Source organism: Moraxella catarrhalis, from assembly GCF_001632285.1.
Taxonomy (GTDB): Bacteria; Pseudomonadota; Gammaproteobacteria; order Pseudomonadales; family Moraxellaceae; genus Moraxella; species Moraxella catarrhalis.
Window position 1 is genome coordinate 104,067 of sequence record NZ_LWAH01000016.1, and the last position, 14,310, is coordinate 118,376.

At 39.6% G+C, this 14,310-nt stretch carries 10 protein-coding genes; 7 read left to right on the forward strand and 3 right to left on the reverse strand.

Features of this window, described 5'->3' with window-relative positions; genetic code table 11:
* Positions 1 to 284 precede the first annotated feature (284 nt).
* From ppsA to ttcA, 4 genes are all read left to right on the forward strand, one after another.
* Positions 285 to 2,681, forward strand: a complete 2,397-nt coding sequence (gene ppsA / locus A4U55_RS06885; RefSeq protein WP_063454152.1) for a phosphoenolpyruvate synthase — start codon at positions 285 to 287, stop codon at positions 2,679 to 2,681.
* A gap of 116 nt (positions 2,682 to 2,797) precedes the next feature.
* Positions 2,798 to 3,949, forward strand: a complete 1,152-nt coding sequence (locus tag A4U55_RS06890; RefSeq protein WP_003657885.1) for a mechanosensitive ion channel family protein — start codon at positions 2,798 to 2,800, stop codon at positions 3,947 to 3,949.
* A 40-nt stretch (positions 3,950 to 3,989) separates the two neighbouring features.
* Positions 3,990 to 6,797 (forward strand): bifunctional 23S rRNA (guanine(2069)-N(7))-methyltransferase RlmK/23S rRNA (guanine(2445)-N(2))-methyltransferase RlmL, encoded by a 2,808-nt coding sequence (gene rlmKL, locus A4U55_RS06895; protein ID WP_063454153.1) that lies wholly within the window; start codon positions 3,990 to 3,992, stop codon positions 6,795 to 6,797.
* Between the two features lie 3 nt (positions 6,798 to 6,800).
* Positions 6,801 to 7,934, forward strand: coding sequence for a tRNA 2-thiocytidine(32) synthetase TtcA (gene ttcA / locus A4U55_RS06900; RefSeq protein WP_063454154.1), 1,134 nt, complete (start codon positions 6,801 to 6,803; stop codon positions 7,932 to 7,934).
* Positions 7,935 to 8,014: 80 nt separating this feature from the next.
* Here ttcA and aroQ read toward each other — a convergent pair whose 3' ends face one another.
* On the reverse strand, positions 8,015 to 8,476 hold the full coding sequence (gene aroQ / locus A4U55_RS06905) for a type II 3-dehydroquinate dehydratase (protein WP_063454155.1): 462 nt from the start codon (positions 8,474 to 8,476) through the stop codon (positions 8,015 to 8,017).
* A 283-nt stretch (positions 8,477 to 8,759) separates the two neighbouring features.
* Here aroQ and A4U55_RS06910 point away from each other — a divergent pair, with 283 nt between their 5' ends.
* Positions 8,760 to 8,966, forward strand: coding sequence for a cold-shock protein (locus tag A4U55_RS06910; RefSeq protein ID WP_003657892.1), 207 nt, complete (start codon positions 8,760 to 8,762; stop codon positions 8,964 to 8,966).
* Between the two features lie 173 nt (positions 8,967 to 9,139).
* Here A4U55_RS06910 and msbA read toward each other — a convergent pair whose 3' ends face one another.
* Both msbA and A4U55_RS06920 read right to left on the reverse strand, forming a co-directional pair.
* Entirely contained in the window at positions 9,140 to 11,005 is a 1,866-nt protein-coding gene (msbA, locus tag A4U55_RS06915) for a lipid A export permease/ATP-binding protein MsbA (RefSeq protein ID WP_063454156.1), read from the reverse strand.
* A 369-nt stretch (positions 11,006 to 11,374) separates the two neighbouring features.
* Complete coding sequence (locus tag A4U55_RS06920; RefSeq protein ID WP_063454157.1) at positions 11,375 to 12,169, reverse strand: glycosyltransferase family 32 protein; 795 nt, start codon at positions 12,167 to 12,169, stop codon at positions 11,375 to 11,377.
* 68 nt (positions 12,170 to 12,237) lie between these two features.
* On the opposite strand from A4U55_RS06920, the gene A4U55_RS06925 reads away from it, so the two are divergent.
* Positions 12,238 to 13,320, forward strand: coding sequence for a glycosyltransferase family 4 protein (locus A4U55_RS06925; protein WP_080534147.1), 1,083 nt, complete (start codon positions 12,238 to 12,240; stop codon positions 13,318 to 13,320).
* Between the two features lie 2 nt (positions 13,321 to 13,322).
* Positions 13,323 to 14,306 (forward strand): glycosyltransferase family 4 protein, encoded by a 984-nt coding sequence (locus tag A4U55_RS06930; RefSeq protein ID WP_003668253.1) that lies wholly within the window; start codon positions 13,323 to 13,325, stop codon positions 14,304 to 14,306.
* The last annotated feature ends 4 nt before the right edge of the window (positions 14,307 to 14,310 follow it).

Consider the following 14,310-nt stretch of genomic DNA (forward strand, 5'->3'; position numbering starts at 1 on the left):
TAAACCAAAATAAGTGTTTGATTATAACATAAAAAAGCAATTTTGCACGCCATGGGCAGATGAACTTTAAAGAGCGTGGCTGTCATTTAGAGATATTATTAGAGACATTATTTTTATCATTGATGGGTATATTTTTATTATGAATAAATAGATAAATTGATTGAGAAATGGCACATTTATCGCTATAATCGCTAAAAATATCCCAAAAATCTTTGGTATCATTTCTTTGACAAAGGCGTGGGTAACATCATGCCAAAGTTTTTGTTCACCAATCGGAGCTAACTATGAACAAGCAAGTCCAAGTCATTACCTTTAATCAACTTGGTAAAAATGATGTTGACATTGTCGGCGGTAAAAATGCCTCATTGGGCGAGATGATTAGCCATTTGGGCGGCTTGGGCGTTAATGTGCCTAATGGTTTTGCAACCACGGCAGATGCGTTTAACCGCTTTTTGAATGAAACAGGCTTGCTTGATAAAATCAATACCGAACTTAAGGGTTTGGATGTCGATGATGTGGATTTATTAACCCAAATAGGTGCCAAAATCCGTAGCTGGATTATCGAACAAGAGCTACCAAAAGATTTAGAAAATGAAATTCGTACCGCTTTTGCAGAATTATCCAAAGGTGAAGATATCGCCGTTGCTGTACGCTCGTCAGCCACGGCTGAGGATTTGCCCGACGCCTCTTTTGCAGGTCAACAAGAAACCTTTTTGAACATTCGTGGTATTGATAATGTGCTTATCGCCATCAAAGAGGTCTTTGCCAGTCTTTATAATGATCGTGCGATTGCCTATCGTGTGCATAAAGGCTTTGAGCATGCAGGCGTGGCGTTGTCCGCAGGCATTCAGCGTATGGTGCGTTCAGAAACGGGTACTTCTGGCGTCATGTTTACGCTTGACACCGAGTCAGGCTTTAATGAAGTGGTGTTTATCACAGCAAGCTATGGCTTAGGCGAGATGGTCGTCCAAGGGGCGGTCAATCCGGATGAATTTTATTTATCAAAAGTATTGCTTGAACAAAATCGCCCTGCAGTTATACGCCGTAATTTGGGTTCTAAACAAAAGAAAATGATTTATGGCGATGAAGGCAGTACCACCAAATCGACCAAAATTGTCGATGTTGATAAAGCTGAACGCAATCAATTTGCTTTAAGCAGTGAAGAGCTAACCCGCCTTGCCAAACAAGCCATGATTATTGAAAAACATTACGGTTGTCCGATGGATATTGAATGGGCAAAAGATGGCGATAGTGGTGAAATCTTTATCGTACAAGCTCGTCCTGAGACAGTTAAATCTCGTCAAGACAAAAACCACATGGAACGCTATGTCATCAACTCAAAAGGTGCTAAAGTCTTGACAGAAGGGCGTTCAATTGGTCAGCGTGTCGGCAGTGGTAAAGTACGCATCGTGACCAACTTAACTGAAATGAGCAAAGTGCAAGATGGCGATGTGTTGGTCTCTGATATGACAGACCCTGACTGGGAACCTGTGATGAAGCGTGCCAGTGCGATTATCACCAACCGTGGCGGACGCACTTGCCATGCTGCCATTATCGCACGAGAATTGGGCGTGCCTGCGATTGTTGGTTCAGGCAATGCAACCGAAGTTTTGGTTGATGGTCATGAGGTGACAGTTTCTTGTGCAGAGGGCGATACTGGCTTTATTTATGAAGGCATTTTGGATTATGAAGTTCAGCGTAATTCAATCAGCACCATGCCCGAACTTGCCTTTAAGATTATGATGAATGTGGGTAACCCCGACCGTGCCTTTGGCTTTGCACAGATTCCCAACCAAGGCGTGGGTTTGGCTCGACTTGAATTCATCATCAATCGTATGATTGGCGTACATCCAAAAGCTTTATTAAACCTTGATACGCTACCACAAGAAACCGTGCAAGCCGTTCAAGAACGGATGGCAGGCTATAATTCTCCTGTGGAATTTTATATCAATAAATTGATTGAAGGCATCTCAACTTTGGCGGTAGCATTCCGTGATAAGCCTGTGATTGTGCGTATGAGTGACTTTAAGTCAAATGAGTATGCCAATTTAATTGGTGGTAAGCTGTATGAACCTTCAGAAGAAAACCCAATGCTTGGTTTTCGTGGGGCAAGCCGTTATGTGTCAGACAATTTCCGTGACTGCTTTGAACTTGAATGCCGTGCGTTAAAATATGTGCGTGATGACATGGGCTTGACCAATGTTAAAATTATGATTCCATTTGTACGCACGACAGGCGAAGCCAAGCAAGTGATTGAACTACTTGAAAAAAATGGCTTAAAGCGTGGCGATAATGAGCTTGAAATTATCATGATGTGTGAGTTGCCAACCAATGCAGTGCTTGCCGATGAATTTTTAAAATATTTTGATGGCTTTTCAATTGGATCAAATGATTTAACTCAGCTGACATTAGGTCTTGATCGTGATTCTGGTATTGTGTCGCATTTATTTGATGAGCGTGATCCTGCTGTCAAAAAAATGCTAAGCCTAGCGATTGATGCCTGCAATAAGGCTGGTAAATATGTGGGTATCTGCGGTCAAGGCCCCTCAGACCATGCCGATTTGGCCTATTGGCTGATGGAGCAAGGTATTGACTCGGTTTCTTTAAATCCAGATTCAGTGCTTGATACTTGGTTCTTTTTGGCAGATAAAAATAACCAACCAGCAGACGATTACGCATAAATTCATCTAATTTCACACCCTTGAGGTATGTTACCTTAAGGGTTTTGTGCTTATTTTTCCTGCTTGATTGTATTTTATTGTATTTAACTTTATTCATAAGCCGTACGATATTCGTCATGACGACACCAAAAATCGCTGAATTTTTTGAAAGAATTTTAAAAGAGCTATACCAAAATATCTACCAACTGTTTGGCGGATCGTTGGATGATCAAAAGCTAACCTTAGCACACATCGGCTTATCGATATTAAGTAGCGGCATTAAAATCATCATTTTGCTTCTGCTGGTGGGATTTATCTATTGGTTTTTGGTTTATACCGTTAAAACTGTACGAAAATTATTTGGTCTGCCTTATCGCTATACGCGTATCGCTCGTGCGACTTTGCGATATTTATGGTTTATGACCAGCTTGCTTGCGGTCATGTCACAAATTGGCATCACTGATAAAACTGTCACAGCCACAGCCAAAGCAGCAACATGGGCGGGTTTTTATTATGTGCTTTGGGCGTTGAGTGGTCAAATGGTCAGCAGTGTACTAAAGCATTATGATTTGAATGCTTCCATTGAACAGCTTTTAAAAAACCTGTTACTGGTCATGATACTGGCACTTGCTTTTGCCACAGTCATGGCAAAATTTGGCTTTGATATATTTTCCATCGTGGCAGGTTTGGGTATTGCTGGTCTTGCGGTTGGCTGGGCATCTCAAAGCACCCTTGCTAATTTTATCGCTGGTGTCGTGATTTTGGTTGAACAGTCGTTTCAAGTTGGTGATTGGATTCGCTTGGGTGAAAAAGAAGGTCGTGTGGTTAAAATCTCCTTGCGAGCTACCCAAATTCTTGACCGTGATAATATCATTATTATCATTCCAAATTCAACGGTTGCCTCATCCGAGGTCGTTAATTTAACTTCCAAAAAAATGATTCGCTTTGATGTTAAAACTCGCATCGGATTACACGCAGACATCACAGCAGCCAGAAGTGTGATTATGAAAACACTACAAAAAGATGAAGTGGTCTTAAAGCATCCTGCACCACTTGCGACAGTATCAGAAATTGGTGAGTCTGGTATTTATTTGATTGTGCGTTTTTGGGTAGCACCACTTTCGGTCGCTAGAATTCCAATCATTAAAGAAAATATCAATGAAAAAATCAAGCGAGCGCTTGATGAATCAGGCATTGAAGTGCCATTTCCTTATATGAAGCTGATCATGACTGCAGACGGTGATCAAGCACAGCGGTTTAAATTTGAAGATGATGAACAAAAAATTTAAATATCCAAAAAACATCTAAAAATATGAATCGCCTAAGAACATGGGCGGTTCATATTTTTTAAATTGCTATCATGGTTTATGCTATAATACTCTGTTATTTCAAACCAAAATTTGGACTTTTATGACTCAGCACAGACCTTCTTATTTTGCCGATCTTAAAAACTTTGATGTCAATGAGTTTACAGTCATTGTGACTTGTGCCGATGGTCTTGAGGCTGCCTTGCAAATCGAACTGAACAGTTTTGGCTTATCAAGCGATGTGCTGCGTGCAGGGCGTGTGGCAGTCATTGTGGATTTGGCAAAATTTTATCACATTTGCCTATATAGCCGAGTGGCCAGCCGTGTTTTATTGCCGCTTGGCGAATATCATTTTAAACAGAAATTATCGCAAGCTACAACCAACCAACCTGTTGAAGTATTGGATGAGGATGTGCCTGAGGCATTATATCAATTTGCCAGTCGTATTGATTGGATAAATTTATTTGGGCTTGAACATCGTTTTGCGATTCGTCTTTCGACTGACAAACGCCTATCGGTCAATCAACAATTTGCCACTTTACGCATTAAAGATGCCATTGCAGATACCTTTAATCGTGCTTTTGGTGCACGGCCTGATGTTGATGCCAAGCAGCCTGATTTTCAGATTTTTGCGACAGCCAACCATAAATTTGCCGAAATTTTTTTGGATTTATCGGGTGTCAGTTTACATCGCAGAGGCTACCGTGTTGCTAATACCGCAGCGCCACTCAAAGAAAATTTGGCAGCGGCACTGTTGTATGAATGCGGTTGGCATCAAGGCATTCATGATGCCATCATCGATCCGATGTGTGGCTCAGGCACATTCATCACCGAAGCATTACTGATGCGTGCGGATTATCCTGTTGGGCTTGAAAAGGCAGCTGATGAATTTGGATTTTATTGCTGGCAGCATCATGATGATAAACTGTGGGATGAGATGGTGTCCGATGCCACACAGCGATTTCATGCGTGTTTATCACATCTGCAAAACAATCCTTTGACAGTGATTGCCTGCGATGCCGATGCTTATGTGGTACAGGCTTGCCATAAAAATCTGATAGCGGCAGGGCTTAGCCCCATATTAGATCAAGTCACCTTGGCCCAGCGTGCTTTATATCGGCTGCCTAAGCTTTTATCCACTTTGACTTGCTCAAAGCCTTTAATCATCACCAATCCACCCTATGGAGAGCGATTGGGGGATACCGACTTTATTAAACCTTTATATCATGGGCTTGGATTGCATATTGCCGCTGCCATGCGGTCAGTTTCTGCCAATACAGGACAAGCGATTGATGCCACGATAGCGGTCTTGGCAAGTCATGTTGAGCATGCAGATACTTTACCAATTATAAGTCCTCAGACTTTGCGTTGCCATAATGGTGCTTTGACGGTGTATTTTCGCCATGGTGAGCTGAGCTTGTCTGAGCCATCTGCCCTAATTTTTGAGTGGCAAAAACAAGAGATTATCCATCCAGATGCTCAAGATTTTATTAATCGCTTACAAAAAAATTTATCTAATCTTAAAAGACAAGCGACCAAAATAGGCGTGACCAACCTGCGTGTCTATGACGCTGACCTACCAAATTTTAATGTTGCGATTGATGTCTATGGCGATAAAATTCATGTACAAGAATACGCACCACCCAAACAAATTCCCGCTGATGTCGCCAAAACTCGCTTTAATCTTGTTCTGCAAGCTGTTCGAGAAGTTTTTGGCGTATCTCGTGAAGCCATTTTTATCAAGACGCGTGCCAAGCAGTCGGGTAATGAGCAATATACCAAAAATGATAACGCCACCAAACGCAAAAAAATGTGGGTGGTGCGTGAGCTTGGTGCTTATTTTTATGTTAATTTCACTGATTATTTGGACACAGGACTATTTATTGACCACCGCCATATGCGTGCCAAAATCGGTGATGCCAGCCGTGCCAAGCGAGTGTTAAATTTATTTTCATACACCTGTACGGCTTCTGTTCATGCAGCTTTGGCAGGTGCAAAATCGGTAACCAGTGTGGATCTGTCTGCCAATTATTTGGATTGGGGAAAACAAAATTTTGCCTTAAATGGTCTGGTGCTTGATGCTTTTTATGATGATGGTGAGAGGTATCAATTCATCGCACACGATGTTTTTGAATGGATTAAACACCATACCGAGCAATATGAAGTTATCTTTATTGATCCGCCAACTTTTTCTAATTCCAAAAAATTTAAAGGGACATTTGATGTCCAAAGAGATCATGTGGCATTAATCAATCGTGCGATGAATCGCTTAACTTCAGACGGTGTTTTATACTTTAGCAATAATTACACCCGTTTTGAATTTGACGAAAGTTTGATGGCACGATATGATGTCAAAGATATCACGCATGAAACCATTGGTTTTGATTTTGATCTAAAAAAACCCATCCATCGCAGTTATGAGATTCGCCATAAAAATGCAGTCAAATCTATGACCGTTATCACCAATAAGACCATGGATCAAAATGCACAGCATCACATGCCCAAAAACCATGATCAGCCCAAGCGTTTTACTAAAACACGCAATCAAAGCACCGATAAAAAACCTCATCAAAAGTTTGGCAAAGATGGCAAAAAATCGCACACTGACCGCTTTGGTCATTTTGATAAATCCGCAAAACGAGCGACGCCTAACGCTCGCCGTTCAAATCATAGCGAACATACGCCAAATCAACCAAACATAAAACGAGTTTATGTCAATCCAAAATCAGCAGATGAAAATTTAGCCAAGCGTTTGACTGATAAACTTGCCGAAGCCAATCTGCAAGGCGAAAAACGATATACAATTAAGAAAAAAGCTAAAACAGAGTAGATTATGACAAATTCACACATTGAGCATTCTCAAGCAAAAACCACCGACGAGCAACATATTGCCGATGTTCTTTTGGGTAAATCCGTTCATATGACAGAAGATGGCGATGATGGATTACCGCCAGATGATGAGCCTCATGAGCTTGATGATGGTATCACATCTGGTCGATTTAAAAAATTACAAAAAAAGCTAAGAAAAGAGGTTTCTTGGGCAATTCGTGATTTTAAGATGATTGAAGATGGCGATGTTGTCATGGTGTGCATTTCTGGCGGTAAAGACAGCTTCACTTTGCTGGATATTTTGTTATTCTTAAAACGCATTGCACCGATTCATTTTGAGGTAGTGGCGGTCAATCTTGACCAAAAACAACCCGGATTCCCCGAAGAAGTATTACCACGCTACTTGTCAGAGCAAGGCATTCCTTATTATATTCTAGAAAAAGATACTTACAGTATCGTCAAATCTGTTGTACCAGAGGGCAAAACTTATTGTTCAGCTTGCTCACGCCTACGCCGTGGTTCACTTTATGGGTTTGCCAAGCAAATTGGTGCAACCAAAGTGGCACTTGGTCATCATCGTGATGACATTTTGGCAACTTTTTTCTTAAACTTATTTCATGGGGGTAGTTTAAAAGCCATGCCGCCCAAACTGCTATCAGATGATAAGCAAAATATACTCATTCGCCCACTGGCGTATGTTGCCGAAAAAGATATTATTAGATATGCCAATTATAAAAAATTCCCCATTATTCCTTGTAATTTGTGTGGCTCACAAGAAAATCTACAGCGTGCCATGATTAATGATATGTTGCGTGAGTGGGATAATGCTCACCCCAAGCGTTTGGCAAGCATGTTTAAAGCCTTGCAAAATGTTGCACCAAGCCAGCTTGCTGACCGAAATTTATTTGATTTTGAGCATTTAACGCTTGATCGTAATGATGATGAGCGTTTATTTGAGGGCGATAATATCCAATCAGGTGTGACTGATGAGCTTGATAAAATGGGCCTGCCAATCAATCCTTTGGTTCAAAGCTTTAATCCAAAATTTCAGCAAGAAGGCGATAATTCTGATGAGTGTCAGAAGACAGATCAAAAAGATAAGCCGTATAAAATCCCTATAATCAACCCATTGGTATAATTGGTATGATCATTAACAGCCTGATTTTTACATTAGGCTGTTAATTTATCAGTACCCTGAACATAAATTTTACCAAATAGCTAGTTAAGATGCTTGATAAACCAGTCCATTGCCATCGTATAACCCATGTCACCTAAACCGCAGATAACACCAACTGCTTTATCAGACAAATAAGAGTGACTACGAAAAGGTTCACGTGAGTGAATATTTGATAAATGCACCTCGATAAATGGCTTATCCATGGCTGATAAAGCGTCACGAATCGCCACAGAAGTATGTGTATAAGCCCCAGGGTTAATAATAACACCGTCAATAGGATCGGATGATAAAAGCCCATACTCACCGATGAAATCGACAATCGCACCTTCGTGATTTGATTGATAAGCGATTAGCTCAATTCCATGTGATATCGCTTGAGATGTTAAGCGATTGGTGATATCTGTCAGAGTAACTGAGCCATAAATTTCAGGTTCTCGGATACCCAAAAGATGTAAATTAGGTCCATTAATCAAAGCGACTTTTTTGGTGGTTTGAATGGTCATAAAGTTAACTGCATTTGCCAAAAAATTATTGTAGCCAATTTAAGCAATTTTGGCAAATGGTTTAAATACAAGATTTTGAGTTAACACAATTAATCATTTTAAAAATAAATGTTCACTATTTATAAAATTTTATTGTATTAAGCCTTTGTTCTTGATGAAAATAATGTTAAGATGAAATTTCAAAATCAATCATGATTTTTGGTAGGCTGATGATATGATGAAACCATCAGCCTCTTTTGGTAATGAAGTAGCTCAGTTTGTTGAGCATTTAAGGAAAATTGTTATGTCTAAAGAACAAGGTGTTGTAAAGTGGTTTAATGACGCCAAAGGGTTTGGGTTTATTCAGCGTGAGACTGGCGAAGATGTTTTTGTGCATTTTCGTGCAATTCAAGGGGAAGGCTATCGCTCACTAAAAGAAGGTCAAGCGGTAGAATTTGTCGTAACAACTGGCGATAAAGGTCTACAGGCTGAAGAAGTTACCAAATTGTAATTTTATAATAGCATGAAACATCATCATATGATGATACCAACCATACTATTAAAAAAAGCACATGGCAAGCTTGTAGTTTGCCATGTGCTTTTTATCCAACTGATTGATTAGCATACTAATATTTCTTTTGAGCAGAGATAATTAATCAAGGATAATCATACAATAAGCATGCGTCAAATCGATTGACCACAAATCGCATTTGAGGTATTGTGCAACATGGCATAATATCCACCTTTTGCCAAAAGCTCCGTATGTGAGCCTTCTTCGATGATTTTTCCACCGTCCATGACGATGATACGGTCAGCTTGTTCGATGGTGCTTAAGCGGTGTGCTACAATAATGCTGGTGCGTCCTGTCATGAGACGCTCAAGTGCTTGCTGTACAAGACGCTCAGACTCATTATCAAGAGCACTGGTTGCCTCATCTAGTAGCAAAATTGGTGCATCCTTTAAGATGGCGCGTGCAATAGATACCCGCTGACGCTGACCTCCTGATAAAAGACTGCCATTAGTACCGATCGGTTGATGTATGCCTTTGGGGTGTTTATGAACCAGTTCGCTGAGATTGGCGGCCTGCAAAGCTGCCATCACTTCCATTTCGGTCGCAGCTGGGCGTGAATAACGCACATTTTCAAATAAAGTATCATCAAACAAAAAAATCTCTTGAGAGACTAAGGCAAACTGACTTCTTAGATTGGCAAGATCAACCTCTTGAATATTAATATTATCCAACAAAATCTCACCAGCAACAGGATTGATAAAGCGTGGTAGCAGATTGATGGCAGTTGTCTTACCAGAGCCTGATCGCCCAACAAAAGCGATTTTTTCGCCAGGGCGGATATCAAGATTAAAATCATCCAAAGCTTTGGTTGTTTCATTACCATACTGTACGCTGATATGATTAAAATGAATATAACCTTGGACATTGCCAAGCTTGGTTGTACCTTGATCGGTCTCGGATTTGGTATCCAAAAAAGCACACACCGAATCGGCTGCCAAAAACATCGTCTGCATCGGTATGCTAATATTAGCAAGATTTTTAATAGGACCAAACATTTGCATCATTGCCACAATAAACGCCATGAATTCGCCAATGGTTGTCATGCCTTGCTGGCTTTGCCACAAGGCAAAAAATATCACCACCGCCAAAGCGGTTGAGCCAACAACTTCACTGATGGGAGAGCGTGCAGCATCTGCTTGACTGATTTTTTTGCCAAGTCGAACGATGAGCGTATTGACTTGATTAAATTTATTGGCTGAGTGTTTTTGCCCGCCAAACAGCTTAATGACTCGATGACCTTGATGGGTTTCGTTAATCACGGTATTTAAAGAACCAATACTTTTTTGGGCATTATTAATGACACCTTTTAGGCGATTACGGTAATAGCGTGATAACCCCGATAAAATTGGAAACATGACCATGATCAGTAAGGCAAGTTGCCAGTTTAAATAAAACAGTACACAAACCAGCCCAATGACAATTAAGGTATCTCGTGTTAAAACAATAAAAACACCGCTGGCATGATTGATAGAATTTTCTACCATTTGTACCATGTTCATCAACATTTCGCCCGATGACATACTTTGGTACTGCTCTGATGGCAATAACAACATTTTATCAAACATATCTTGTCGCAGATGACCAATCGCAGTCGTGGCTACCCATGCCATCAGATAAGCACTGATAAAACGACATATACCACGAAAAATGACCAAACCCATAAAAAATAGCGGAACAACCCAAATTTTATGCTTGGTACCCCAAATGGCATGCTGAAAACTATCTACATAATACTTAAGCTTTTCTAATATACCATCGCCAATCAGCATGGGCATATCTGTACCGTCAGGTAAAACAAAACCTTGGTTGACAAGTGGTGCAATGAATGCTGCTAAATAGCTTTCTGTGAATGCTACTCCAATAATAGCAAGTAAAGCAAACACGATACGCATTTTATAAGGTTTAACATAAACCATCAGTTGCATAAAACTTGCGGTGTCTTTTTTAGAAAACAGACCAAAGGTAAGGTTGTGTAGCATTGGCTTTCCAAATTGGATTTATAAGATAAATTAAATATTATAAATTTAAATACTAATATCAATGGGTAGGATTGGTCAAGCTGATGGCTAATTTTGACCCACTAAAATCTACCAAACACTGGTTAAATTTATTGACCGTTTTAACTTGGCTTTTTATTATCGGTACATATTGATTGGGGTATTTTATCATAAGTGGATATTTTTAGGTATAATGGCTAATTTTATCTGCAAATTGATTGATAGATATGATTAGGTGACTGTACCTAATTGTACAAATTAGACGATTGACGCTTAAATCATGAATGATAATTTAAGCGTATTTTTAAGATTAACTATTTGTTTAAGGTCTTGACGGTTATTTGGTCTGTTTTAGTGTGAATTGATGATCTTATCTAAAATGCAATTTTGGGGCAGGCAAGATAAGTCAAGGTGCCTTAGTCTTTCTTGATACAGATGAATACACAATGTGTCAGGCGTGATAATATCTTTGATAGATAAACGAGAATTTAATAGATGCCCAATACAGTGATGATGGATGGGATAAAAAACATCAATACTTTGGGCAAAATGAGCTATCTGATAGTGCTGGGCATAGTATGTGATGGCATCAGGCCCAATCACACCCCATGGCATGTTTGCAACATGTCTTGAAAATCCAAATTGTTTGCGTATTTTAAGTATTTTTTGTTTTCTAGATTTATACCATGGTGGTACAAAATAGGGGTCGTAAGCTGATTTTAATAAGGCATGTAATAACTCACTTTCTTTGGGCAGGGCCAATATTGCTCCGTTGATTTTAGTATCATCTTCATATCCTAAAAGATAACCATGATTGGGCATGGTTATGGGTTTTAAGCAATACACATCACAATCAACATAGATGCCATGATTTGTCTTATTTAATAGCTCATAACGAAAAATATCAGAAAATAACGCATAACTGCCTGTGGCTTTATGCTTGATGATTTTTTCTTTGGGAATAATTAAGTTAGCATCGCATATATCAATACCAGATGGCACATCACTGATGGGTGTGTAGGCATGTAAACATACCCGATGCCCTTGTTGAACAAAAGAAGACAAACAAGCAGCGGAGAGTTTTCCGAGTGTATCACCAATCCATAATGCATGAATTATCGGTAAATTTTGGTTGGGATAAGACATAATAATATACCTGTTTTTGTACTGAATGTTGAGCTATTATTTAAAGCCAAGTGATGATGGTTTGCAAGATGATTGAATTGTTTTTTAAAAAATTTCTGTTAATATATGATGTAAATTATCATTTGTCAATTTTAGGCTTATTGCACTGCTCATTTATGAAAATATTACATGTTTTACTCACTCGCATGCCCATTCCACCGACCAAATATGGCGGCACAGAAAGAGTATTATGGGCATTGTATCAAGGGCAAACTGCCTTGGGGCATGAAGTTAAATTTTTAACCAAGCATGACAATAAGCACCCTGATGCTTTGGTGTTTAATCCTAATATTAGCCTTGAAAAACAGGTGGAAGGTTGGGCGGACATCATTCATTTTCATTTTTTATATCGTGGTGAGATTACGACACCTTTTGTCTGCACCACACACAATCAACAAATCACACCTGCTAGCTTTCCTAAAAATACCATTTTTTTGGGAAAATTACACGCCCAGAGAAGTGGTGGGCAAGCGTATGTTCATAATGGGCTGTATTGGGCAGATTATGGTCAGCCGAATTTAAATATGCCAAAAAATTATGTACATTTTTTGGCAAATGCGAAGTATAAAGATAAAAATCTCAAAGATAGTGTTACCATCGCCCGTCAAGCAGGCAGACCGTTACATGTTATCGGCAGTAAACGCTACTCTTTAAAATATAAAGCAGGCAAGTATCAACCTTATTATTACCAAGGGGCTGATTTGACATTTTATGGTATGCTTGGTGGGGATAAAAAAAATGAGGTCATTAAAAATTCAAGTGCATTGCTTTTTCCAGTACTTAATTATGAAGCGTTTGGGCTTGCGATGATTGAAAGCTTATATTTGGGCTGTCCTGTCATTGGCAGTCGGTGTGGTTCATTGCCAGAGCTGATTATCCCAGAGGTGGGCATTAGCACCCAAAGCAAATCAGAGATGGTAGAGGCAATCAAAAACATCGCCATATTTAATCGTAAGCATTGCCATGAATACGCTCAAGATAACTTTAATCATTTGGTCATGAGTCAAAATTATCTTCACTATTATGATAAAGTACTCAATGGTGAGTCGCTACATGACCAAGAACCAAGCGTAACACAGAATCTACCCACCCAATTTCATTTGGTGGCTTGACCATGAAAATTTTACATGTATTATTAACTTCATTGCCGATACCACCGAATGATTATGGCGGTACAGAAAGAGTATTATGGGCATTGTATCAAGGGCAAACTGCCTTGGGGCATCAGGTGCGTTTTTTACTCAAAGCCAATGCCAATCATGCACCTTATGTGCAGGTTTTTGATGAGTCAAAGCCATTACATGAGCAAATTGATGACTGGGCGGATATGGTACATTTTCACTTTCCTTATGAAGGTGAGTTACATAAACCTTTTGTTTGCACAGAGCACAGTAACAGTGAAGTTGAAAAAGAGTTTCCAATCAACACCATTTATCTGTCTTCTAAACATGCCGAAAATAATCACGCAACTTGTTATGTGCATAATGGATTATACTGGCCTGATTATGGCGAGCCAAATTTTAAGCCAAAAGATTACTGCCATTTTTTAGCCAAAGCATCTTGGCGTATTAAGAACTTACAAGGTGCTGTACGCATTGCAAAAAAAGCAAACAAACCATTGCATATTTTGGGGGGCAATCGCTTTAATATCCGTCGCAATCCCTATTGTTATTTATCTTCACGGTTGCATTTTCATGGAATGGTTGGCGGAGTAAAGAAAAATGAGCTAATTGCCAACTCACAAGCGTTAATCTTTCCTGTGTTGTGGCATGAGCCTTTTGGGCTTGCAGTCATTGAAAGCCTATATTTGGGCTGCCCTGTATTTGCCACACCTTTTGGGGCAATGCCTGATGTTGTTACCCAAGAAGTGGGGCTTTTGTCAGACAGTTATGCGGTTTTAAGTGAAGCCCTTAAAGATGTGGCACAATTTGACCGCCTTGCGTGCCATGAACATGCTAAGAGACATTTTAGTCATTTGTCTATGTCAAACGCTTATTTAGACTGTTATGAAAAAGTTTTGGCAGGTGAGAGCCTAAACCCATCACGACCCATTTCAAAATCAAATATTAAAGCTCGTCAAAAAATGTCAGATGAATAAAATT